General features: G+C 41.0%; 24 protein-coding genes and 2 riboswitches. Of the genes, 5 read left to right on the top strand and 19 right to left on the bottom strand.

Going from position 1 to position 24,079, the window contains the following annotated elements:
• Positions 1–485: 485 nt before the first annotated feature.
• The 6 genes from kam1_RS00725 to gcvT all read right to left on the bottom strand — a co-directional run bounded on the left by kam1_RS00725 (position 486) and on the right by gcvT (position 7,735).
• Positions 486–791, bottom strand: coding sequence for an HU family DNA-binding protein (locus kam1_RS00725; RefSeq protein ID WP_039722165.1), 306 nt, complete (start codon positions 789–791; stop codon positions 486–488).
• A gap of 89 nt (positions 792–880) precedes the next feature.
• Positions 881–2,215: a CCA tRNA nucleotidyltransferase gene (locus kam1_RS00730; protein ID WP_143958156.1), complete on the bottom strand. Its 1,335-nt coding sequence runs from the start codon at positions 2,213–2,215 to the stop codon at positions 881–883.
• Entirely contained in the window at positions 2,212–3,219 is a 1,008-nt protein-coding gene (locus kam1_RS00735; protein WP_039722184.1) for a lysylphosphatidylglycerol synthase transmembrane domain-containing protein, read from the bottom strand. The genes kam1_RS00730 and kam1_RS00735 overlap by 4 nt, the downstream gene beginning before the upstream one ends.
• Positions 3,220–3,311: 92 nt before the next feature.
• The gene (gene gcvP / locus kam1_RS00740) at positions 3,312–6,137 is read right to left on the bottom strand and encodes an aminomethyl-transferring glycine dehydrogenase (protein ID WP_235277737.1); all 2,826 of its coding nucleotides are present in this window, start codon (positions 6,135–6,137) and stop codon (positions 3,312–3,314) included.
• A gap of 63 nt (positions 6,138–6,200) precedes the next feature.
• On the bottom strand, positions 6,201–6,590 hold the full coding sequence (gcvH, locus tag kam1_RS00745) for a glycine cleavage system protein GcvH (RefSeq protein ID WP_039722186.1): 390 nt from the start codon (positions 6,588–6,590) through the stop codon (positions 6,201–6,203).
• 23 nt (positions 6,591–6,613) lie between these two features.
• Positions 6,614–7,735 carry a glycine cleavage system aminomethyltransferase GcvT gene (gcvT, locus tag kam1_RS00750; RefSeq protein ID WP_039722187.1) on the bottom strand — a complete coding sequence of 374 codons (1,122 nt, stop codon included), beginning with the start codon at positions 7,733–7,735 and terminating at the stop codon, positions 6,614–6,616.
• Between the two features lie 266 nt (positions 7,736–8,001).
• Between gcvT and kam1_RS00755 the strand changes: the two genes are divergently transcribed.
• Entirely contained in the window at positions 8,002–8,568 is a 567-nt protein-coding gene (locus kam1_RS00755; protein ID WP_235277741.1) for a hypothetical protein, read from the top strand.
• A 347-nt stretch (positions 8,569–8,915) separates the two neighbouring features.
• On the opposite strand, the gene phoU is transcribed toward kam1_RS00755, so the two are convergent.
• The gene (phoU, locus tag kam1_RS00760) at positions 8,916–9,593 is read right to left on the bottom strand and encodes a phosphate signaling complex protein PhoU (RefSeq protein WP_039722188.1); all 678 of its coding nucleotides are present in this window, start codon (positions 9,591–9,593) and stop codon (positions 8,916–8,918) included.
• A gap of 167 nt (positions 9,594–9,760) precedes the next feature.
• Between phoU and kam1_RS00765 the strand changes: the two genes are divergently transcribed.
• The 3 genes from kam1_RS00765 (at position 9,761) to kam1_RS00775 (ending at position 11,468) form a co-directional block, all read left to right on the top strand.
• Positions 9,761–10,312 carry a GNAT family N-acetyltransferase gene (locus kam1_RS00765; protein WP_039722189.1) on the top strand — a complete coding sequence of 184 codons (552 nt, stop codon included), beginning with the start codon at positions 9,761–9,763 and terminating at the stop codon, positions 10,310–10,312.
• 156 nt (positions 10,313–10,468) lie between these two features.
• The gene (locus tag kam1_RS00770; protein ID WP_039722190.1) at positions 10,469–10,867 is read left to right on the top strand and encodes a hypothetical protein; all 399 of its coding nucleotides are present in this window, start codon (positions 10,469–10,471) and stop codon (positions 10,865–10,867) included.
• Complete coding sequence (locus kam1_RS00775) at positions 10,854–11,468, top strand: class I SAM-dependent methyltransferase (protein WP_200885789.1); 615 nt, start codon at positions 10,854–10,856, stop codon at positions 11,466–11,468. Before kam1_RS00770 ends, kam1_RS00775 begins: the two co-directional genes overlap by 14 nt.
• A 444-nt stretch (positions 11,469–11,912) precedes the next feature.
• Here the strand turns inward: kam1_RS00775 and kam1_RS00780 are convergent, their stop codons facing one another.
• From kam1_RS00780 to kam1_RS00835, 11 genes are all read right to left on the bottom strand, one after another.
• Positions 11,913–13,058 (bottom strand): NAD(P)/FAD-dependent oxidoreductase, encoded by a 1,146-nt coding sequence (locus kam1_RS00780; protein WP_039722232.1) that lies wholly within the window; start codon positions 13,056–13,058, stop codon positions 11,913–11,915.
• A gap of 23 nt (positions 13,059–13,081) precedes the next feature.
• Positions 13,082–13,324 carry a sulfurtransferase TusA family protein gene (locus kam1_RS00785; RefSeq protein WP_039722192.1) on the bottom strand — a complete coding sequence of 81 codons (243 nt, stop codon included), beginning with the start codon at positions 13,322–13,324 and terminating at the stop codon, positions 13,082–13,084.
• A 20-nt stretch (positions 13,325–13,344) separates the two neighbouring features.
• Positions 13,345–13,758, bottom strand: coding sequence for a DsrE/DsrF/DrsH-like family protein (locus kam1_RS00790; protein ID WP_039722193.1), 414 nt, complete (start codon positions 13,756–13,758; stop codon positions 13,345–13,347).
• Between the two features lie 87 nt (positions 13,759–13,845).
• Complete coding sequence (locus kam1_RS00795) at positions 13,846–14,253, bottom strand: universal stress protein (RefSeq protein WP_039722194.1); 408 nt, start codon at positions 14,251–14,253, stop codon at positions 13,846–13,848.
• Between the two features lie 340 nt (positions 14,254–14,593).
• Complete coding sequence (locus kam1_RS00805) at positions 14,594–15,928, bottom strand: efflux RND transporter periplasmic adaptor subunit (RefSeq protein WP_039722195.1); 1,335 nt, start codon at positions 15,926–15,928, stop codon at positions 14,594–14,596.
• A gap of 26 nt (positions 15,929–15,954) precedes the next feature.
• Complete coding sequence (locus kam1_RS00810; protein WP_143958158.1) at positions 15,955–17,469, bottom strand: MFS transporter; 1,515 nt, start codon at positions 17,467–17,469, stop codon at positions 15,955–15,957.
• A 148-nt stretch (positions 17,470–17,617) separates the two neighbouring features.
• A riboswitch (Fluoride riboswitch) is annotated at positions 17,618–17,691 on the bottom strand.
• A 40-nt stretch (positions 17,692–17,731) separates the two neighbouring features.
• Positions 17,732–19,390 carry an efflux transporter outer membrane subunit gene (locus tag kam1_RS00815; RefSeq protein ID WP_235277748.1) on the bottom strand — a complete coding sequence of 553 codons (1,659 nt, stop codon included), beginning with the start codon at positions 19,388–19,390 and terminating at the stop codon, positions 17,732–17,734.
• A gap of 136 nt (positions 19,391–19,526) precedes the next feature.
• Positions 19,527–19,623, bottom strand: a riboswitch (Fluoride riboswitch).
• Positions 19,624–19,763: 140 nt separating this feature from the next.
• On the bottom strand, positions 19,764–20,294 hold the full coding sequence (locus kam1_RS00820; protein WP_052250564.1) for a DUF2165 family protein: 531 nt from the start codon (positions 20,292–20,294) through the stop codon (positions 19,764–19,766).
• A 111-nt stretch (positions 20,295–20,405) separates the two neighbouring features.
• On the bottom strand, positions 20,406–21,266 hold the full coding sequence (locus kam1_RS00825; RefSeq protein ID WP_244946100.1) for a bifunctional riboflavin kinase/FAD synthetase: 861 nt from the start codon (positions 21,264–21,266) through the stop codon (positions 20,406–20,408).
• Between the two features lie 93 nt (positions 21,267–21,359).
• Positions 21,360–22,073, bottom strand: a complete 714-nt coding sequence (gene truB, locus kam1_RS00830; RefSeq protein ID WP_143958160.1) for a tRNA pseudouridine(55) synthase TruB — start codon at positions 22,071–22,073, stop codon at positions 21,360–21,362.
• Positions 22,074–22,108: 35 nt separating this feature from the next.
• Positions 22,109–23,092, bottom strand: a complete 984-nt coding sequence (locus tag kam1_RS00835; protein WP_039722200.1) for a DHH family phosphoesterase — start codon at positions 23,090–23,092, stop codon at positions 22,109–22,111.
• A gap of 251 nt (positions 23,093–23,343) precedes the next feature.
• Here kam1_RS00835 and kam1_RS10095 point away from each other — a divergent pair, with 251 nt between their 5' ends.
• Positions 23,344–23,502 (top strand): hypothetical protein, encoded by a 159-nt coding sequence (locus kam1_RS10095; protein ID WP_172616747.1) that lies wholly within the window; start codon positions 23,344–23,346, stop codon positions 23,500–23,502.
• Between the two features lie 40 nt (positions 23,503–23,542).
• Here kam1_RS10095 and kam1_RS00840 read toward each other — a convergent pair whose 3' ends face one another.
• The gene (locus kam1_RS00840; protein ID WP_039722201.1) at positions 23,543–23,752 is read right to left on the bottom strand and encodes a hypothetical protein; all 210 of its coding nucleotides are present in this window, start codon (positions 23,750–23,752) and stop codon (positions 23,543–23,545) included.
• Between the last annotated feature and the right edge of the window lie 327 nt (positions 23,753–24,079).

Raw genomic sequence — 24,079 nt, forward strand, 5'->3', positions numbered from 1 at the left:
TCTTTCATCGGCAACTTCGATGAGGCTACAGGACCTCCAAGCTGTAGAACTCTCCAATCAACATCAAAGCCAGTGAGAGGAAGGGAATGAGCTTTCCTCATTTAGCTGTGCTAGAAAGAAAATGGCATCAAACGGCTCTTCTTCCCCTCTATGGAATAGTCAAAACTTGTAAGATGTAGATAGATATAGAAAGATATTCCCATTTGGGAATTGGAGCATGTCAAAATAAGAAAGCGTTGAAAACTGAAAAGACTACTAAAAAAGAATATAAGGGGAGGATGAACATTGCTTCAAAGAAAGCAATGAAACAAAAATAAATGCTATACTTTTTTGATAAGAGATTATCAATAATCCTAATACTTTATATAAAATGATGTATAGAATATTGTAAAGCAAACCAATTCAGTATTTACTTACTTAAAAGTGTAAAAGTGTATCCTCCCCTCTTTCGGCAAATTTTGGAACTCCTCTGAACTAATAGCTAATTATAATTTTTCTTTAAGTTCTTTTCCAGGTGAGAAACGAACGGTTTTCGATGCTTTAATTTTAATTTTTTCCCCGGTTTTAGGGTTTACTCCCATCCTAGCCTTTCTTGTTATTACGCGGAAAGTGCCAAAACCGATTAATTGTACAATGCCATTTTTTAATATCCCCGATTTCAACCCGTTGATAACAGCATCAACCGATCGTTCCGCCAAAGCTTTGGTTGTATCCTTTCCCATATTTTTTTGGACGGCTTCAACCAAACTCGCTTTGTTAAATCTCGCTTGTTTTTTTTCTTCATTCGCCATAATTTTCTCTCCTTTTTTAATAAGGGTTTACAGCAATTAAATAATTAGTCAATACATATATTAAAACAAAATAAAAAAAATATTTAAATTTAAATATTTTTTTTAATCGATTCATTTTGAATAATTTCTTCGACCATTAATAGAGCTTCTTTCCGTGTTGAAATTTTCTCTTCTAGTTGAGCTTCTCGAACAAGTTCTAGAATCTCGCCAATTTTTTTACCTGGCTGCAATCCCATGGCAATCAAATCATATCCAGTGATCAATTTTGGGGGTGATAGTGAAGCTTCGGTCGAATATGCTTCTTTAACTTGATTGAGAAAATTATAGATTGAGAGGTTCCCATGGGATGACAAACAGTCTATTCGATGAAGTTCAAGTTCGATGGGGAAAGTCGGTTTTAATATCAGTTTTTTAACTGTAGCTTTTTTCATCTTTGGAACATCTTTAAATGTCATATGATTTTTAACGCATTCGACCACTTTTTTAATCGTGTCTCGGCTGTATCTTAACCTGGTCATTATATTTTCTGCAATTTTGGCTCCTACTATTTCATGGCCGTAAAAATGAATATTTCCTTCTTTGTCCCGACTAAAAGTTTGAGGCTTGCCGACGTCATGGAAAAGAGCTGAGAGCACTAACTCAAGGCTGGGATTAGACAGGTGGCTTAAAACAAGTCGAATATGATTGAATACATCCCCTTCAGGATGAAAATCTTTTGGCTGTTCTACCCCATGGCAACGATAAATTTCAGGCAAAATCACAGCCAGCAGGTTGCTTTGATCGAGAAGATCCAGTCCTCTTGCAGGATCTGGACTGCAAAAAATTTTATCTAGCTCTTCTCGTATCCGCTCGGCACTTATATTGGAGATTGCTTGAGCAGATTGCCGGATCGCATTCCAAGTGTTTTCTTCGATTCTGAAGGATAGTTGGACAGCAAAACGGATGGCCCGGAGCATCCGGAGATGATCTTCTTCGAACCGTTTTTTAGGGTCTCCAATCGCTCGAATAATTTTTTTTTCTATATCTTCAGTTCCTTGAACATAATCAATAATCTGATCAGCAATAGGGTCATAAAAAATACCGTTGATCGTAAAATCTCTTCTAAACGCATCTTCTTTTGGGGTAGAGAATCTCACCGCTGCTGGCCATCTGCCTCCTTCCGATCCTATGTCGGTTCGAAAAGTGGCAACTTCAAAAAAATGCTGACCTGATCTTACTCGCACCACTCCAAAGGCTTTTCCAATTAATCCTGTTGCCTTATCCTTAAATAGCTGCTGTACTTCCTCGGGAGTAGCCGAAGTGGCGATGTCTATATCATGAGGTTCTTTCTTCAATAGAATATCTCTGACACAACCTCCTGCAAAAAAGGCTGTATACCCTGCTTTTTGAAGTCTGTGAACTATCCCTATTGCCTCTTCTCTCATCGGAGTACTGTATCATTAAATCGAGACTTTTTGTAGCGCAAATACACAATACCACCGACCAGGCTCCAGAAAAGACTCATTGCAAAAACCAAAAGGGAAAAACTTAAGGCTGGTTCTGTCTTAATACCTAATAAGTGAAAAAAGACAACAATGAGTCCTTCTCTAATCCCTAATCCAGATATAGTGATGGGGATGGATATGAGAACACTCACAATGGCAAGCGTTGCAGCCAAATACAAAAAGGGGATTTCTAGATTAAGCGAACGGGTGGCAAAATAAGCCATAATTAAAGTGGAGCCATGGCTTGCAAAAGAATAGAAAAGAGCTAGCAAATTCTCTTTTTTCCCGTGTCGATAGCGCCTGATAGCATCGAATAAGTTGTTGAAGGATGGGTTTGAAAAGGAGGAACTTTTATTCTTTTGTAGTCTGACCACTGAAAACAGGCTTGGGAAAAAAAGGATGAGCCCAAAAAGCAATAGGATGATGATGGTGACAACTAGAAAGATCCAAACGGCATGGCTCGTAATAGGATTGGCTTGGAATAAGTGAAAAAAGTGCACCGCCAGCAGCATGCCTATGAGAACTAAGCCTAAAAGACCTACTACTCGATCATAGATGACAGAAAGAGAGCCGGCCGTTTTTTTCTCTGGATAGAGTTGGATAATGTAATAAATACGTACAATGTCACCTCCTGTAGACCCAAGAAGAAAAGCATTAAAAAACTGGCCGATAAGGGTTAGTTCAAAGGCTTTGGCTCCGGAAACAAATATCCCTTGGGTTTGAAGTAAAATTTTCCATCGGATCGCGGAAAAAAAAACTTGTCCACCACCAAAAAAAATCCCGAGGACGATGTCCACTGGATTGGCTCTTTGAGCCACTGTGGCAATTTTTGCCCAATCTACTTTGAAAAACAAAAAAGATAGGATGCCTGTCGAAACGAGGGAACGTAATGCAATCGAAAGCCAATATTTTTTTCTTTCGGCTGCCGATTGTTTTGAATTCATAACGGTAGGAATGGATTATTTTGCTCCGGATTTTATAGAGATAGAACAAAAGCAACAAAAAGAATAAAGAATTTGCAGATCAAAGAGCGAGATTAATTTTCTATACAACAAATAAAATTTCTATCCCCGTATACATTATCTACTCGGCCGATGGGTGGCCAGTACTTAAAATCTTTTTGCCATGGAGCAGGATAAGCGGCCAGCTTTCGACTGTAAGGAAACTCCCAGCTATCCAAACAGAGGGCAGTGGGAGGATGAGGAGCATTTTTCAGAGGATTATTGTTTTGGGGATAGATCCCTTTTTCAATGGCCTCTAACTCCGCTTTGATGAGAAATAAGGCTTCACAGAATCGATCGAGTTCTTCTTTTGATTCCGATTCGGTTGGTTCAATCATCATCGTCCCATGCACAGGCCAAGAGATGGTCGGCGCATGAAAGCCATAGTCCATGAGTCTTTTGGCGATGTCTTCAACTTCTATCCCGTATTCCTTCCATGGCCTTAAATCGATAATGAATTCATGGGCAACATATCCATGAGGTCCTTTGAAAAGGACATTAAAGGCAGATTCAAGCTTTTTTGCCATGTAATTGGCATTTAAAATAGCTATTTGAGAGCATCTTTTAAGACCGTCTTTCCCAGCCATTCTGATGAACATCCAGCTGACGGGCAATACCCCAGCGTTCCCTAAAGGAGCGGCACAAAGAAGACCTGTTTTCCATTTTTCAACCAACTGTAGCTCATGAGAAGGAAGAAATGGGCCCAAATGCTTTTTTACTGCGATGGGTCCTACTCCAGGGCCACCACCTCCATGAGGAATACAAAATGTCTTGTGGAGGTTAAGATGACATACATCCACCCCCAGCTCTCCCGGTTTACATAAGCCAAGGAAGGCATTCGCATTGGCGCCATCCATATAGAGCTGTCCACCAAAGTGATGGACAATACGGGCAACTTCAGGCAGCGTTTCTTCGAATATCCCATAGGTGGAGGGAAAAGTAACCATCACGGCAGCAAGCCTCTGCGCATATTTTCTTGCTTTATTTTCTAGATCTAGAAGATCCAATTTTCCATGAGCATCACAGGCTAGCTCTTCAATATCAAATCCGCAAAGGGCAGCACTCGCGCAATTCGTTCCATGGGCAGAGACGGGGATTAAACAGACGTTTCTTTGGCTTTGCCCTATAGAGCACAGATAATTTTTAATGGCAAGCAAGCCAGCTATTTCTCCTTGAGAACCAGCATTGGGCTGTAGCGAAACAAAATCCATTCCAGTTATTTCGGCAATCCATTCCTCAAGATCAGCTGCAAGCTGACTGTATCCTTTCGTCTGCTCTCTGCCAGCAAACGGATGGGGCTCGGTAAAACAATCCCAGAGTATTGGAATCATTTCCGCTGCCGCATTGAGTTTCATAGTACAGGATCCCAAGGGAATCATTGAGATCGTCAGACTAATGTCTTTTGAAGCAAGTCTCTTGATGTATCGGTTAAGTTTTGTTTCGGAGCGGTATTCGTTAAATACTTTTTGCGTCAAAAACTTAGTTTGTCTTTGAAGGGAAATAGGAATAGAAGGAATTTCAAGCTGATCCAGATTCAAAGGTTCATTTTTCAAGTTGGGAGCAAAAATCCTTAAGAGAGAAAGAAGATCTTCAGGAGTTGTTTTTTCTCCAAGAGTAATACCAAGAGCGGATGCTTCTTCAAACTCCCTAAAAAGATAGCCTTGTTCGATCCCTCGGTTTTTTATTTCCTCAAGCTTTTCTTTCTCCATTGGGATTTTGAGCGTATCAAAAAAAGGAAAAGGATAAGGCTTAAATCCCAAAGCGGAAAGTTGGTTGTAAAGAAAGTAAGCATAAGAAAGGATTTTTTGACTAATTGCCAGAAGTCCTTCGGCTCCATGATAAACGGCATACATGGAAGCGACGATCGCTGGAAGTACTTGGGCTGTGCAGATGTTGCTTGTAGCTTTTTCTCTCCTTATGTGTTGTTCGCGTGTTTGGAGAGCCAACCTAAAAGCAGGTGTGCCATAAACATCCTTCGAAAGACCGACGATTCTACCGGGCATTTTTCTTTCCATTCCTTTTCTTGCGGAGATAAAGGCTGGATGAGGCCCTCCAAAGAATAGAGGCAATCCAAACCGCTGGGCTGAGCCAACGACAATGTCCGCTCCAAACTCTCCAGGAGGCTTAAAAAGGCACAAAGCCAAAAGATCCGTATGAACAACGACAAAAATCCCTTTTTGATGCAGAGACTCTACAAAAGAGCTAAAATCATAGAGGTGGCCACTTGTATCGGGATAGGAGATTAAAGCCCCAAAAAAGCTCGAATCGATCCCTACTGTCTGCCAATCGTCAATGACAAGATCAATCCCTAATGGGCGGGATCTTGTCAGCATAACCGAAAGAATCTGAGGATGACAATCTTTGGACAAAAAAAACCGAGACCTGTTTTTGTCTGTCGTAAGCCTTTTGCACATCAACATGGCTTCGACGCAGGCTGAGGCTTCATCTAAAAGGGAAGCATTAGCAATGGGTAGAGCAGTCAGTTCACAAACGAGGGTTTGAAAATTAAACAACGCTTCTAGTCGACCTTGAGAAATTTCTGATTGATAGGGAGTATACGGCGTATACCAATCCGGGTTTTCCAATATCATCCGACGAATAACCTTTGGGCATATCGATTCGGTATACCCCATGCCTATAAAATAGCGGAAGGGTCGGTTTTGATTACCTATAGCTTTAAGCTCTTTTAAAGCCTCTTCTTCAGAAGTTCCCTCGGGCAGGTTCAGAGAGCTAGCCGTTCTAAGGGACTCAGGAATGACTTTAGTAATCAGCTCCTCAAGACTTTTCAAATTTAGAAAGTCTAACATTTCTCTAATTTCTTCTTTCGAGGGGCCAATATGTCTGTCTATAAAAGAATCCATCCTTTGCATATTGTTAAAACGTTTCTCTCTGACCATTATTTGGAACTGCTACCTTAAGAAACTTTATAGTTTCTTATTTTTTAACAGCTCTCTATACGCATCGGCATCCTTGAGGTCATTGAGTTCTTGAGGATTTAGGATTCGGATCTTGTATAACCATCCTTCTCCATAAGGATTGCTGTTGATCAATGAGGGATGCTCAGCCAACTGCGAATTAACTTCCAGAACTTCTCCACTGACTGGTGCATAAAGATCACTGGCTGCTTTGACTGATTCAATGACACCGACTACTGATTTTTGACTGACTCGTTCTCCCACTTTGGGTAGTTCTACATAAACGATATCGGATAGTTCTCTTTGGGCGTGTTCGGTAATGCCTACAGTAGCGATATCCCCACTGACCATAACCCATTCATGGGTGTCTGTGTAGAATCGATCACTTGGAATGTTCATGGAAATAAAAAAAATAAACTCTACTATCGATGCATAGTAGGTCTTTTGTAAAGGGGTTTTTTCCGGATTTCAAATGGATAGAGTTTGTTCCTAATTTCTATTTCAATTTTGTTGCCTATGTTAGCATATAATTTTTGAACATATCCCATACCAATTGTCCTTCCTAGGGAAGGAGACCATATGCCACTTGTTACCTCGCCACACTTTTGCCCGTTAAAAAAAATTGGAGAACCTGTTTTGGGCTGGGGCGACGTCTCTTCGCAGGCTACAAAAGCAACAAGGAGGGTTTGAAAAGAGTCCTTCAATAGGACAAGAGCAGCTTTCCCTGGGAAAGAATAAGGTTTTGAAAGACTAACAGCTTTACTTAAGTCAGCTTCCCAGGGAGTTTTATCTTCTCTAAGATCAACTCCATTCAATGGTAAGGAAGCTTCAAGCCTAAGAATATCCCTGCTGGCTAGGCCGCAGGGTAGTAATCCATAAGGTTTACCTGCTTCCAGTAGACGATCCCATAGTAGCTGGGCGATCTTACCAGGGAAAAATAGTTCGGCTCCGTCTTCCCCTGTATAACCTGTGGCCGCAAGATATAAAAATTCTTTCTCAAAAATGATTTTTTTTATCGTGTGCTTGGGAATGGGATCCAGAGAAAACACCTCTTTAAGTATATTCCAGGATGTGGGTCCCTGGATAGCAATGCAACCCCATTTTCTACGGTTGTCAATCAAGCTAACATCCCCAAAAGGAAGATAACCATGCAATAGCAAGTAATCTTTTTCTGATGCACACGCATTGACTACGAGAAGATAAGAAGAGGAGCCAATCCGGTAAAGGATCAGATCGTCAATAATGCCACCGCTGTCCGAAAGGATTAGATGATACTGGCTTTCTGAGTCTTTTAAAAGGGATAAGTCGTTGGTTAAAATTCCATTAAGCCATTCCGTCGCCTTAGGCCCTTCAACAAAGAATTGACCCATATGACAGAGATCGAATATGCCTGAATTTTCTCTGACGGCTTGGTGTTCTTTTATGGCTGAAGTATAATAGATCGGCATCCACCATCCACTATACGTTCCCATGTAGGCCCCAAGCTCAATGTGGCGATTGTATAGAAAGGTGGTGAAGGGAACTGAGCCACTTGGAGCAATCACACTGTCATTCTAACTTTAAAATTCCTGGATTTCAATCAAAAAGGAAAGTGAGACTGACTACCGTTACTCTATGTCTCTAGACTTTTTAATTACGGGATTTTTAAAATCCAAAAAAGAATTCTTTCTGATTCTTTTTGACAGATCTTTTTTTAGTGGATAATACTAGGAATATTTGAAAAGAAAAGCTATCGGGTGCTTTGTAGGTTCTTTTGGTCAATCAAAAAAAAGGAGTAGTCTTCTTTTGCTCACATCCTATGGAGGGAACCGTGAACGATGATAGTGAAAATCGTTTTTCCATAGATGATCTGAATATTAAAGTTCAACAGGCTCAAGAAATTCTTCTCGATCTTGAGAGAAGAAAAGAGGAAATTGAGCGACAAAAAAAACAGCTAGAAGAATTACGGCAAAAGCAAAGAACTTTTGAAGAAGATCATAGGACAGCTGTTGATTTGCTGACCAGAGGGCTTGTGCTGCTTGAAAGACAAGCTGGAGAACTGAAAAGACAGCTTGAAGAAATTGAGTCTATCCATTCCCAATTTAGCGACCAGCTAAAAGCCATAGAATCCATTCAGCCTGCGAGTTGGGATCCCATGAACTTGGAAGATGAATTGAATAAGGCTCTTGTAACCGTTGAACAAGCAAAAACCATTTATGCGCAGTATCGAGACAAAGTCGGTAGTGTAAACGAAAGACTGGCGATCGAAGAAGAAGTGGAAGAGGAAGAAGAAGTTCCTTTTCGCTTCTGGAATAAGGTGATGAGCGGTTTTGCCTATTCTTTACCCCTTATTTTAGTCTTATCGGCTGGCATGGTGATCTGGATCCTTAAGAAATAGCGAAGGGAGTTTTAAAAAATGCATCTGGGAAAAGACGAAGAAGAGTTCAGAGAATATCTATTAAGATCTGAAGTCCGCTCCGCAGCTTTTTACCATAGAGCTAAAAAAAAGAAAGATAGACGTAATTTTTTTTTCCTGTTCGTTTTTTTGTGTTTGATCCTTTTTTTCCTTTGGCGCCGTTGGATCTATCTTTAGAAAAGACTATTCCATTAAGTTAAGTGCCAAAAGCATAGCATTAAAAACCCTCTTTTTAATTGTTTATCAACAGACAGAAACGAAGGGAAGCAATCCTCCAATAAGCCCCCTGAAGAGCAAAAGATATCCTTTGTGTCCTAAGAGCTTCGTCATCAAGGGGTTTCATCAATAACTTTTTTAATATTAATTAGACTGGTCTTGTGTCGAATGTCTTTTGCTCGGTAAAGGTAATAGACTTCTTCGGCGATATTTTTAGCGTGATCAGCCGCTCGTTCTATTGCCCTGGAAACTAGCATAAGATTGAGTCCTTGAGGAATAGCATCTGGATCTTCCCTCATAATTTTTACTAGGCAACCAAAAAGTTCCTTGTTCATCCTATCAACAATTTTGTCTTCCCTGACCACACTTAATGTCTCCCTTGGGTTGCCTGAAATGAAGCTATCGATAGCTTCCTGATACATTTTTCTTGTGATTTCAGCCATTTTCTCAATGTTAAAATAAGATTTTAAGGGGGGCTTCTCGTTCAATTGAAGAGCGATTCGAGAAATGGTAACGGCTTGATCTCCAATTCGCTCAAGATCGCTAGAAATTTTAGAGGCTACAAGGGCTAGTCGACAATCGATGGCTACAGGGCTATGGGTAGCGATAAAGGTTATAATTTGATCGTCAATTTTGACTTCCAACGAATCGAGATCTTCATCCCCTTTAATGACATTTTTTGCTAATTCATCATTACGCTCGATTAAGGCTTTGAGTGCTAGTTGAAGATTGCGGGCAGCAATGCTAGCCATCAAAAGAAGGGTTTCGCGGATCTGCTCAATAGTTATCATGCTTGGCTTTTGGATAGAGTAATTGCTTTTTCAAGGCTTGGTTGCTATTTTCTTTACAGATAGAAATTATCATTAAAAATAGAGAAGTGTTAAAAAAAATGGATGTAAATATTTTTTGAATATTTTGTAATTTTTTTAACCAATCTATTTCCAATAAAAAAGTCACAGTGACCGAGAATAATCCTTTTCCGATTCTGCTTGATCGACTCATCTTAAGGCCATTAGAAGCAAGTGACGAAGAGAGGGTTGTCCAGCTAGCTGGTGATCCTGATGCTTCTTGGGGGACCAGGTCGATAACTTATCCCGACAGTGTCGATCGAGCGGCCTCCTGGCTAAGAGAGCATATGGAGATGATGAAAAAGGGAGAAAGTTTGAGTCTAGCAATCATTTTAAAGGAAAACCTTTCAATGATAGGTGCTGTGATCCTTTTTTATGAACTACGTCATGAGCGTGCAGAAATTGGTTGTTGGATTGCAAAAGCGTATTGGTCTAAGGGCTATGGCACAGAAGCCTGTCGGGCGGTATTACATTACGCTTTTAATGTCTTAAAACTCAATAAAATTTCTGCCTACTGTTTAGCTAAAAATATAGCTTCCTTAAGGCTGATTGAGAAGTTGGGGATGAAGTTTGAAGGATGCTTAAGGAAGCATTTGAAAATTAGAGGAATTTTTGAAGATCTCCTGATCTATGGGCTTCTAGCCGAAGAGAGGAAGGAGTAAGTAAGTTTCTTCTCTCTTTATTTTCGTGCTTTCTTCCTATTTCGTTCAGGATGATGAGTATTGTAAAATAATTTAAAAATTACTCTGGCAGCTTTTTTCGGGTGTCGGTTACATTTAAAAATGAAAATCTTCGTCAAATCTTCTAATAATAACTCGATGGAAATTTCACCTTGGTTTTTAGTTGGTGATTATCTCAGTGGAATGGTTACTGGGGTGTTAGTAGCCTGGATGATTCGCCTCCTTATATTGCCTGGGGTAGATATGGTCTTGGCTATGATTATTGGGATGGCGGTCGGAATGTTTATCCATTTAGCCCTTGGATTTTTTCTTGCTCCTTTGTTAGGCATGTTTCAGACAATGGTGCCAGGATCGATTATAGGCATGTACGGTGGTATGCTTTTTGCGATGCGAGATTCAATGGGAGCAGGATCAAAATCTCTCTCCGAAGCTCTTTGGGTAGGAGCATTGTTTGGAATAGTCGTTGTCGCTTCCTTTCATATTTATGACAGAATTTTGCATGGGGAAAAAGAAAAAATAAGCAATGACAATGGATAGTGAAGCAAACAAGACGCGCAAAAAATGGGATTTAGCCAGCCAATTCTTTGATTGGATTACCTGGGCTGATGACAAACGCTTTTCTCCATTTAAAAAGAGGCTTTTTAAAAAAATAAGAGGCAGAACATTACTTGTTGGTGCGGGGACAGGCAATGACTTTCGGTTTTTGCCCGTAGATGCTCAGATAATTGCTATTGATATTAGTCCTCGGATGCTTGCCAAAGCGGCCTTAAAAGCCAATGCTTTTCCTGGTTCTCTGGAACTTAAGGAAGCCGATGTCTGCGCTTTAGACTTTCCTGAGAATTACTTTGATACTGTGCTGAGCGTTTGTACTTTTTGCTCCGTACCTGACCCCCTTCGGGGTTTACGAGAAATTTACCGAGTGTTGCGTTTAGAGGGCTATTTCTATCTTTTTGAACACGTACGCAGCCGCATTGGGCCAATAGGCATTCTTTTTGATCTGCTGACGCCTCTTTCCCGTCGCTTTGGTCCAGAGCTGAATAGAGACACGGTGGCTAATGTAAGAAACGCTGGATTTAAAATTGTTCGGGAAGAAAATATTTACTTAGACATCGTCAAATGGATCGAGGCAAAAAAATAAATGTAAGATAAAAGGAAAGGGTCTTTTTAAGACTGGGCAAACAATGGCAGATGTAGGGAACAGGCCCTTTTTTTTTATTTAGCTTTTTTTTCCTTTCTTGGAATGCTGAAAGGGCAATTAGGGAACGAAGTGGTGTGTGTTTTTCAGTGTATTGGATACTGTAGGCAGAGGTAGCTTGGAAAACTAAAACTTATGCTTTCCTTCTTTAGTTTAAGCAAGTAGGAGTCTTTCTCAGAGCATATCACTCTTAGCAAGAGAAAGAAGATATAGGCAATCAACGGTACCTGTTTGAAGCGAACTGAATAGGGGTTTCAGAAGATCGTGTTGCAAAAACAAAATCAACCAAATGCTTCTGTAGAGCCAATCTTAGCAAGTAAAAGACCCATTATTCTTAAGCTAATCACCGTAATATTTAGGTTCCCGTTAGATGCAACTAACGAATTTTTAAATAAGCGCCTTGGGAATAAGATACCAGTAGAACTTGTTCAAAGCCAGTTTTTGAAAATGGATAAATTCTGTTGGTGGAGGAGGTTGGGGAGGATGCTCGTAATCGAAGTCAAGCATCGTTGCTTTTCCATATCCAGATTCGATAAAACAAGCGACATGTCCATTATATTTCACTTTTTCAGAGTCTACCGTTTCTTGTCTTATTGCCGCACAGATTTGTTTAGCAATAACGGGAGCTTGAAAATGAGCTGTGCTTCCCGCTTTACTAACCGGTAAATTCGTTGTATCTCCCAAACTCCAAACATTCTCCAATTGTGCAACTTTAAGCGAATGCCTATCAGTTTGTACCCATCCATCAGCGTCCGCAATTTCATGTCCTCTAAGAAAAGGAGCTCCTTTATGAGGAGGAGTCATGACAAGAAGATCGTAAGAAAGTTCAGTGCCTTCGATGCTTTCGGCAATCTTTTTTTCAGGATGAATTTCTGCGAGGTTGAAGAAAAGCTCAGTTTTGATGTTTCTTTTATCGAAGTCAGCTTTGATATAATCGGCTGCCGTTTTGATATTAAAAACGTCGTTAAGAGGGAAAGTATAAATAATTTCAGATTGCTGACGAATTCCCCTTTTCGTCAAAAATTCTTCTAGCATAAACGTAAATTCTACCGGCGCCACGGGGCATTTATAAGGCAGTCCGCCAATACCCACAACAATGGTACCTCCATTGAAATTTTGTAGTTTTTCATAGAGGACAAAAGCAGCTTCAGGCGTATAAAAATGATCCGCTCCCTCTTTAAAACCGGGGATTTGTTCTTCATCAACGGTAGAGCCAGTAGCAATGACTAGATAGTCATAGGGGTAAGATTTGCGGGAGCGGCAAACTACCTTCTGATTTTTAACATCCAACTCTTCAACTGGATCTACAACCAAGGAAACTCTCCGATGGAGAAGCGATCTTTCCGAGCGTGCAATTTTTCGAGGATCTTGATAGCCAAAAGGGATATAGAGTTGATAGGGTTGATAAACATGCTGGGGAGAAGCTGTAAGGACGGTAATACTTGCTTCTTGAGGGCTTAACGATCTTGCAAGAATATTAGCAACGATAGATCCCCCTGTTCCTCCACCCAATATTAAAATATTCTTAGCCATAATGAATCCTCCATTTGCTGGATTCAATGGAGCTTTCTACAAATGAAGCGGGTGCCACCGCCTTCAACTGGCTCTTCCGCTATCAGTTCATGTTTTGCCTTTTTGATCCAGGCAGGTAAATCTTTTTTCGTCCCTTCGTCTGCAGAAATCACTGCCACAACATCTCCAACTTGTGCTGAGCGAATCAGTCGGATCATTTCCATGAGAGGTCCCGGACAAAAACTCCCACGCGCGTCTACTTCTTTTGTAATTTTAATGCCTTCCATAACACTCTCCTTTTTGGCTTCTAGATAAATAGAACTTGGCCTCCAGACGCATTTTCAACAAACGTCCCCACACCCACAACATCGCTAACAACGGACTCCAAATCTTCAAGTTTAATAGCCAGCAGATCCATGGTCAGCCCACAGGCATGCACCTGCACATCCCCTATTTCCATCGCTGCCTTGAGGGTGTCAAGCCAACTGGGAACTTTCTTTTCTTCCATGGCTTTCATGGCTTCCGTCGCAAAATCCTCAAAATCCTTACTAAGCCTTCGGTTCGTTTTCCACGCGTCTTTTCTAAAGGCAAGAAGACCATAAAAAGTCACAAAAATTTGAACTTTTTTTTGCATCGCTGCAGCCCCAGAAGCGAGGGTTGCCATTGCCAAGAGCTTATCGACAGTACCAGAAAAAAGAATGATTGAAATTTTATCTTCCATAACTAATCCTTGTGATAACAACTATAAAATAGAATTTGGGGAACTCAAGAAAATAAATGGTTTATTTTGGTCAAGGTCTCGGTTTTTTTATTCTACGATTAGAATGGAGCAGGGGCTATGACGAAGGACACGCTCAGAGACAGAGCCCGTAAGCCAATAGCCAACTCTAGAAAGCCCTCTTCGTCCCAAAACGACAAGATCAAAGTTCCCTTCCTTAGCCAGCTTTAGGATGCGATCGGCAGGATCTCCCATCTCCGTTTTAACCTCCAGCTCTACTTTTTCTTCTGCCGCTTTTTCCATCGCCCATTTTAGATCCGAAACAATTTTCTCTCTTTCTAGAGCAAACTCCATATCTTGATTAAATTCAGGGGCGTGCATAACCGATAGGATGGTTACTTTTGAACCGAAGGATTTGGCGATTTGCAAAGCAAAGGACAAGGCTTTCTTTGATGATTCGGACCCATCGTATCCTACTAGTATTTTGCCTAAAAACATGTTTTTTCTTTTTTTTTTATTAAAAATATACCAACAAACCTTCCTAGTCTTCCATGCGGTCTTGCTCTCTTCCCCTTCTTTGGAAAGATGGCTTCTCAATGCATTAAAGGACTCTACTACAAGTGGAGGAGTAGCATCCTGGCATGCATCTAGCAGCTTTCTTTTTGAGGGATTAGGAATTTCAGCTCAATCTACCATAGTCATGCGCCATTGGCAACTTCATTGACCACTAAGACTGGTCTTTTGCTACCGTTTTAAAAAAAGAATTTGCCACTACTCCATTATGTTGAAGGTGATTAGCAGGAGAAATCTGCGTTGCGTTACTCTTGAATAAGTGCGATCAGTTAGAGGGATTTATGGAAAGGGGGGCATCTGGTTTCTGACTGATGTTTTCCTTTTGTTCGGATTGAGGATAGCGGTTTTCTTCAATGATTGTTTTGATGAGTTCTTCGACACCGGAAAGTTCTTCGCTAAAATAAGTCGAAGTATAATCGCTTGTTTTGGCATTGGCTGGAATTTCAGTGATCGGCTTAAGCACGGAGTTTCCCTTGTGGGAGACATTTACTTTGGTGACCACTGATAGGCCCAGTCTTAATGGATGATGGATCAATTCTTTGGGATCCAGTCTTATTCGGACAGGAATCCTTTCGACCACATGAATATAATTACCTGTGGCATTATCTGGAGGAAGCAGTGCAAATACGGTTCCAGAACCAGGCTCTAAACCTTCTACCACCCCATGATATAGATAGCGCCTCCCGTATATGTCTGCTCTGATTTTAACCGGTTGTCCAGGTCTCATTTTTCTTAGTTCGGTTTCCCTATAATTTGCTACGACCCAATAATAGTCCAAGGGGACAATACTCATCAGCAGTCGATCGGGTGTGACTTCATCTCCAACCTGCACCGATCTTCTAGCGACATAACCTGCAACAGGAGCTACAATTTGACACCTGTAAAGGGCTAGATAAGCATTCTTCAAATCTACGGCTGCTTTGAGCACAATCGGATTGTTCCAGACGGTCGTTTTTTGAATCCAGGATTCTGTGGAATGTAATTCGTCTTCGAGCTGACGAATCGTTGATTCTATTTCCTGCACTTTCCATTGGGCATCAATGGCGTCCTGCATAGAAACTACTCCAGCTTTGCTTCCTGACGCATAAAGCCCTAGATCATACCGCTGTCGTCCTAAAATGGCTTTTTGAGCGGCTATTTTGTTTCTCAGGGATTTGGCCTTATTGAACAGATCCTCAACCTTCCGCACTGCCATTGCTAGATTCTGTTTGGCACCTTCGAAGGCGACTCTTTGGTTTAAGGAGTCTAATCGGACCAGCACCTGATTTTTATTAACATACTGTGTGGATTCGACGAGCACCTCAACCACTCTGCCCGAAGTTTGTGCTTTGACTGGAATGACATTGCCTGTCACGTAGGCATCGTTTGTCGTCACCCAGTTGCTTGAAAAGAAAAACCACCATCCGCCCAGCAAGAAAAGAAAAACTAAAAGAAGAACATATGTATTTCTAGTAAGCTGCCATGTCCTCCAATCACGTTGCCAAGAAAGAATCATAACATGGAAAAGACGCTCAAAGCGACTTCTGCTTTCTTTCTGCCGTTCTTTTTCTCTAAAAGGAAAGGCCCTTTTCCCATTATTCTGCTCTGAGTCTTTTTTCATACTTTCTTTTTTCTTTTATGCCTCCTTCACCGTTTTTCTTTGGCCAGCAAAATGATTCCAGAGAGAATAAAGAACCCCACTCCACAGAGTCGGAATGCATCGTTGAGGCTTAAAACAAAGGCATGAGCGATTGCCGATTGATCGAGCAGTCTTATGGCTATTTCTTTGCTCAGACCTTGCTCTTTAAATCTTAAAAAAAAATCCGTCAAGAAGAGATTGCCTCCATCTAACCACTCATCCAGTCTCATCTTGTGATAAACTATTCGGTGATAGATAAGGGTGCCGATGAGGGGAGAAGCCCATCCTTGAGCTAGTATCCGTAGGCTACTGGAAAGTTCCACAGCCCGCAGTTGGTTTTTAGGAGACAGACCAGAAATAATAAGATTGGTTAGAGATAAGAAAAAAAGGCCTAAAGAGATTCCTTGGAGAAGAAATGAAAAAGAGGGCTGCATCCAAAACCAACGCTTTTGGTAGAAATCAAAATAGCCCATCCAGCAATAGACGACGCCCAACAGGAAAAATACAACAAAGGAGCTGAGGCGTAAGGAAATTTTCCCAAGGAATCGTGGGAACCATATAACGATAGGAGTAGAAAAGACAGCCATGCTGACAAAGAGGATTGCTGCTAAATGGGGAGGAAACGAACTTTGATTTTGAAGTCGAACAAGGAGGGTTGTCCAGAGACCGTAGAAAAGGAGAAAGCCAACTGCAAGAGAAAAAGAGCCGATCAAAAAGTTTTTTCTTAAAAAAAGATCGATCCTTACCAGTGGCTCTTTGGTGGCTGTTTCCACATAGATAAAACAAACAAAGCTGACCACAACCAAAAAGAAAAGAAAATCGATTATTGGTGAAATAAACCATTCGTAGTCATCCCCCATATTGAAGATCATTTGTAGGGATCCTAGCATGATGGACAAAAGAATGAGTCCCCTCCAGTCCCATGGTCTTTTTTCTATCCTTTCTTCGGTATCCTCTAAGCAGAGATGCAAAAGAAAGCTCAAGATTAAAAGGGAAGCAGCACTCAGTACAAACCAATATTTCCAGCTCATTGCTTCTCTGCCTATTAGTTCCTTCCCATATCCTCCAATCATTGGACCAATGGTAAAAGGCAAGACACTTGCTACGGCTCCAAGCATCAAAGGAATCAGTCGCCATGGATCAGGGTTTTGTTCGAATACTAAACTTTGAGATCCAAGAATGAGTATGCCACAACACATCCCTTGGATGGTACGTCCAACCAAAAAAAGGTAAAAGTTTAGAGACAAAGCACAGAACAAAGAACTGGCTGCTAGAAGAAAAGAAAAGAAAAAAACTGTTTTTTTCCTACCGTATTGAAGACTAATTTGCGTAGCGATCAGAAGACCTAAACTTTGTCCTAGGAAAAAAAATCCGTTGGTCCATGAACCATGACTTTGACTTTGGCCAAGTTCCGCCGTTGCATATGGAATGATGTCTGTATAGGAGCCAGATTGAAAAAAACAGAGGCATTGAAGAAGAAAATAAAGAGTAAAGAGTAGGAAAGTTTTGATAGTTTTGTTCATACCCCCTCGCAAGACGATGAAAGGAAAGAAGAGGGATTGTTTGGAGTTCCTTTAGAATGAGAACAGAAAGCAGTGAGTTTCTGTTGAGCTTTTTGCTTGAAGTCTGCCGTTAGCCGCCTCTTTGCCATGTGGTCTCCTTCTATAATAGGTAATCGTAGGAGCTATCAGCCTTCTCAAAGAAATGGCGGTTAACGGACGGCGAGCCCCATCGCCCAATAGTTGTTTCTATACCTAGAATGATACATTTTTCAACAAAAATGTGTTATTTTGTTTGACGCTTTGCTGAAGGGTTGGATTCTGAATTTTTGATCTGGGGAGGCCGCATGGAAGACTCGTTCCATCCTCCTCCAAAAGCTCGAATAAGGGCGATGCGCACAATAAACCTTTCTCCGCGCAATGCGATATCGGTCAGGATAGCATTAAGCCAGAGGCTTTCTGTTGTATCCACTTCGATATAATGCGAAAGCCCCCTTTGGAACCTATCCATTGCAAGGTCGTATTGTTTTCTTGCCGATTCTACCAGCTCATCTTCAACCTTTTGTTCTTCTTCTAGGAGCCGGACACCAATGAGTGCATTTTCAACTTCTTCGAATGCAGACAGAATAGTTTCCCTGTAGGAAGCTACGGCTTTTTCATAAGCGGCTCGAGCCTGCATGAGATTAGCTAAAAGCCTTCCTCCTTCAAAAATAGGTAAATCGATTAATGGGCCATAAATCCAGGAGTTCGATGGCCAAGTAAAGAGTTGACCAAAATCCGTATTGAAAAATCCAAAATACGCATTCAGATTGACCGAAGGGAAATAGGCGGCGTAGGCAACGCCAATCATAGCATTGGTTGCTGCCATTTCCCTTTCAGCTTGAGCAATATCTGGCCTTTGCTCGAGGATTTCCGATGGTAGACTTGTGGGAATCTCTGGAGGTTCTTCTTTCAGTGGTTTTCGAGGAAAATGAAAAGTGGAGGCGGGTTGACCAAGAAGCCGAGCAATCGAATTTTCCACTTTTGCTCTATGGCTTTCTAAAGCGATGTATTGGGATTTAATCCGTGAAAGATCTGTTTTTGCTCTTGCTAGATCTAGTTCATTGGATAACCCACTTTTATATCTGATTTCTACTCTTTTTAAATTATCTTCATAGACTCGGATCATTCTTTCCATGACTTCAAGTTGGCTGTCTAGATATCTCAATAGGTAATAGGCTTGAGCCACATCGGCATGGATTGTTAGTCTGGCTCCTTCTAATTCTGCCTGCGAAGCTTGAGCTTCTGCTTTAGCTGCCTCTAGTTGTCTTCTTAATTTGCCCCAAATATCAAGTTCCCAATTTGAATTAAGATAGACCTGCCACATATTCAGCGTAGGCTGAAATCCATAATAGTGAGTGGTTCCAATGATGGATCCAGCAGGAAGGCCGTTTATTGGAACAGTTGAAAAAATAGGTTCAGGTAGAATAAAGGGAAGCCAAGGCAGATGCGTTTTCAGTTTCCAGCGCTGATAACTTGGAGTGAAATTGGTGTGCGGAAAAAAAGCGCTCAAGGCTGCTCCTACTCCTGCTCGCGCTTCAATGACATTAGCCATTGCCATTTTAATCTGTTGATTAGCCGCTTCCGCTTCAGCCTCCAGTTGATTGAGTACTGGATCGTTGAAAATCTTCCACCATTCGCCTTTTTTGACGAAATCTTTAGGTGCTGCTAATTTCCACTTTCCAGGATTTTTCTTGGCTTCTTCTATCGCTTTTTTTAGGGAGTCCACACTTTGGGGATCAATGGTGTTTTTTGACTGACTAGCAGTTTTCGAAGCAAGGGGCTCTTTCGGTTTATTGGCTGTCTTTTTTTCTTCTCCCCACTTCCAGGAAGAGGGGACATCGACTTTTGGTGGTTTATAATCCGGACCCACCGAGCAGCTATGAAAAACGAGAACAGAGCTCAAGAAAAGGATCTTCTGGATGGATAAGGCAAAAGCTGATGCCTTCTGGTGCTTATTCAAAAAGAAAAGACATTTATGAATGGATTGCTTTATCTTTTTACCATTTTTTCCCGATCTCATTGTGTTTGCAGCCCTGTTCGTTGAAGTAGGAGTTATCGCCTTTTCCTAAAAAGAAAAGGGGTTTGCCCAAAACACTTCGAAAACACGGGCTGGCAAACTCCATTGCCAGATAATTAATTACTTTTGGCTAGCGAATATTCTTTTATGAATCAGTTGTCAAAAATTTTTTTAAAATTTTAAAAAAAAAACACAAACAGTCTTCCTGTTCCTTCTTGTTCTAAGGAAAATAGGAGGGTTCTCTATCAATTAAAGACTCTTAGGCATCAGGCTCTCCCTGTACGTAATAGAGAAGAAAAACGAGGATTAAAATAGACATTCTAAAAGCTTGAGGTAAGCCATTATAATTGCTACTTTGCCACATTTGAAACCATTCTCCGGCTCCAAGGATGAAAAAATAGAGCCATTGGATCAACCCAAGACTAAGCCCGACAATGCCTACGCTTTTGGCTTTTTGAAAAGCGATCGGTGATTGGAACAGGTTCTTAAAAAGAAAAAAAGTTCCTATGAGAAGCACCGTCCCACAAAGGCTTTCCCATAGAATGAGACTATTGTAGACTAAAGAAAAGAGAAAGGGTGAGTTCCAAGCCCGGGAATGGAGATGAGAAGCTTTTGGAATGGTATCCATAAGCAAGACATGCCGAAGGTAGGTATAGTTCGTTTCATAATCCAAGAGATTGTTCAGGGCTATTAAAAGAAAATAGAGGGAAAAGAACAAAAGGATGAGGATCTTGGAAAGCCTGATAGCGGCCTGAAAAAACGAATAATTGTAAGATGACTGATTGGACATGAGCTAGATAAGACAGTTGGCTTTTTCCTCTTCTTTATCGTTCATCAACCAAATTCCAAAAGCGCTTGGATATAGCTTAGTCAGCTATTCCCTAGGTATGCTATGGGTTCTTCAGATAGGATCATAGAAAAAACTTTTTGTTTTTTCGATATCTGTGGCTATCTGCTGCTTGAGTTCTTCGACCGAAAGGAATTTTTTTTCTTCTCTGATAAAATGAAAATTGAATAAGGAAAGCGTTTGTCCATAAAGGTTGCCTTCAAAATCTATCAGATGAACCTCTAGATTCAGCCTTCCTTCTTCCTGGATAGTAGGACGCCATCCATAGTTGACGACACCTATAAAAATCTCTTTATTATAGGCTACCTGACAGCCATAAACCCCAGGAGGCGGGAGCAGTTGGACGACATGCTGCAAATTGGCTGTGGGAAAGCCGATTGTTTTGCCTACTCCCTGACCGGTTCCCACAATGCCTTCGATCCGATAGCTGCGCCCTAAGAGCTGAGAAGCTAAGCTAAAATCTCTTCTTTCAATGGCTTTCCTTATTTTAGTACTGGAAATGGTTTGTCCTTGAAACACTAGAGGAGCTACGACAATGGTTTCAAATCCTAATTGGTGGCCCCTTTCTCTTAAAAGACGAACATTGCCTTCCGCATTCCATCCGAATCGAAAATCCTCTCCCACCACGACTCTTTTTAATCTTGGGAATATTTTTTTTAGTTCTATTAAAAAGGCTTCTGCTGTCAGTTCTCTTAATCGCTGATCAAAGCGGATAAAAAGAATGAGTTTGAGTCCGTAGATCTCAAAAAGGGTTTTCTTCTGTTGTAGAGAAACGAGTTTTGGCGGAACCCTTTCAGGAGAGATAATTGCCAAAGGATGTGGTTCAAAAGTAATGACCAGACTGTTCTCTTGCGATCCTAGAGCAAGTAAGCTTCTTAATATTTTCTGATGACCAAGATGAATCCCGTCAAACACGCCAATAGCAATATTTTCAATTTGCTTATTTTCATTAAGAGTAAACAGGGAGAAAATTTCCTCTTCTTTTCCAGAGGAAAAGATGGATCCCCCTCATTGTCTGCGGATTCTGGAAACTTCTGGTAGAGAAAGTACATGGTTTAATAAATCTTTGGGACTCTGCATGGATTGAAGAGCATCAAAGCGAAGGGCTTGAGCCAGTTTGAAATTGCCGGATTGAAGCCGAACCAAGGAAAAGAGATGCCCGCCACAGCCAAGAGCCTGTCCTATGTCATGACAGTAGGTTCGGACATAGAAGCCTTTCCCGCAGAAAACTTCGAAGTCGATAAAAGGCGATTCCCATTTTTTTATTTGGTAGGAGTAAACATGGACAAGTCTTGGTTTTCTTTCCACCTCTTTTCCCTCTCTAGCTAGTTTATAGAGTGGGACTCCGTGACTTTTTATGGCTGAGATCATGGGTGGAATTTGATAGAAATCGCCAACAAACCGGTCAAAGACCTGCTTGATTTCTTCTAGAGAGAGAGGAGGGACAGGCTTTTCTTCTACGATCTTTCCATCGGAATCCTGAGTGGTTGTTGATTGGCCAAGGCGGAGGACTCCTTCATACCGTTTGTCTTCCGACATCAGCAGATCCTGAATCTTTGTCGCCTTTCCAAGAACAAGCACAAGCAACCCTGTGGCCATTGGGTCTAAAGTACCGCAATGACCAACTTTTTTGATGTTGAATTTTTTCCTTACAAAATCAACCATGTCATGGGAGGTATAGCCTTTGGGCTTATCCACCAGTAGTACGCCGTCAATATCCATGTGATCTATCCTTAAACACTTGTAGTTTTAGCTGTTTAGTCAAGCAAAGCTTTGATCTCTGATAAAACGGTTTTTTTAGCTTGCTCCAGATCCAGTTTAATGCGAGCGCCAGCAGCCCGTATGTGTCCACCCCCTCCAAACTTTGAAGCGATTCGACGAACGTCAAAGTCTTTTGAGGAACGCAGGCTTAAACGGATAAGATTAGGGGATAGCTCTTCAAGCATGAAGGCGACCACAACCGATTTGACCATTAACAGATAGTAAAGGAAGTTTTCTGCTTCTCCTTGATTGGAACCAGTTTTGAGATACATGTCAGCGGTAAGAATGTAATAGGCTATTTTGGCGTCTTCGACAAAATGAGTCTGATTAAGAACTTCTCTTAATAGAAGAAAGCGAGACAATGGGTAATTTCTAAAAGAGCAGACTGATAAAAATTCTGGGTCAGCACCCAATCGGATAAGTTTTGCAGCTAATTCGAAAGTTTCTGGAGGGATAGAGCGGAAACAAAAGGCATTGGTATCGGTTAGAAGCCCAACATAAAAATTAGAGGCGGCTTCTTTTGGACAGGGGAGTGAGAGTTTCTCGATACACCGAAAGATGACTTCGCAGCTTGAAGAAGCCTGTGGCTCGACGACATTGATGGTGGCAAATCGAGTATTGTCGATATGGTGGTCAAAGTTCAGATCGACTTGCCGATTCCAGGATTCAAAAAAGGGACCGGGTCTTTTGATATTCGAACAATCCACAGTGATAATTTTAGTTTGTGGTTCGGGAGCAACTTCTGTTGGAGTCTTAAGGATTGAGGCTCCAGGCAAAAAGGCAAAATGCTCTAAAAGACCTTCTTCTATATACACATCAACTTTTTTCCCAAGATTTTTCAGTACCAGCCCAAGCCCGATGGCTGAACCATAAGCATCTCCATCTGGCCGACAATGTGATACAATGACAAAAGAATTATTTTCATTAAAAAAAGTTCTGAGGGAAGATAAATCAGAGTTGTTGTCCAGGTTTATATTCATTGCAAAAGAGTCTCAAGGAGATCGATACTCTCTATCTATCCAAGGCTTTCTTTTTTACTTGCCGGATTGGATTGCTTTCTTCTAAAAAGTATCTAATGTAAAGGCGGGGAAGAAAAAGATCAAAGGAAAAAAAACCGATTCAGTATCTCAATAGAAAAATGTTCGGTTGGAAGTTTCTACTTGCTATAAAACAGTCGGTTTGAAAAAATTTTTCCTAGGTAGGCTTTTGGACCAAAGAAAAAAGGAAATTCATGAGTAGATTTATACTTCGTCTCTTCGATTTTCTTGTATTGCTTATATTTATGGTAGTTGTCGCTGTTTTTACTTGGGGAAAACTCACAAAAAAAGAAAAAATAGTTATTGAAGAAAAACACAGTCTTTTGTCTGAAATTATAGGTGAAAAAAAATAAAAAATAAATTTGTTCTCTAACCTTCCAAAAAATTACTCCTTTAAAATCTTGTCCTTATGGGTCGATGGAGCTCAGCAGAAAGAGCTACTCTCCCTAAGGCTTTAACTCGAAGAGCTACTGCTAGTTTTGCACGAGTGAATCTCACCAGTCCATGAGACAATTCACAGGACCACAATCGCAATACGCCAAGAATCTGAGAAACAGGACCTAGTATTCCATGTTCTTGATTTTGTGGAAAGGAATCTTTCACCCTGTTTAGAAGATCAAATGCTAAGGAGGGATATCTTCATTTTTTCATGGATTTGAGTCTTTTTCTAAGTCTCAGCGATTCAACTGATTTTTTTTTGTTTTACAATGAATCGGCGACAGGAGAAGGGTCATCGAATGCGGGATGTGAAAGCAGTTGACTTTCAACTACAATTTTGTATATGCTTTTCGATAGTTTTTCTCCTAGAGGGTTGTTGTTGTTGTTGTTGTTGAAAGGGGAAGAACATTTGCCTTGCTGACTAGCCTTGGACTTCGAGCTAAGAACCGTTTCCCTTAAGTCCTTAGCTTTTGAGCATAAGGAGGTTTAGGG

This window comes from Methylacidiphilum kamchatkense Kam1, from assembly GCF_007475525.1.
GTDB classification, from domain to species: Bacteria; Verrucomicrobiota; Verrucomicrobiia; order Methylacidiphilales; family Methylacidiphilaceae; genus Methylacidiphilum; species Methylacidiphilum kamchatkense.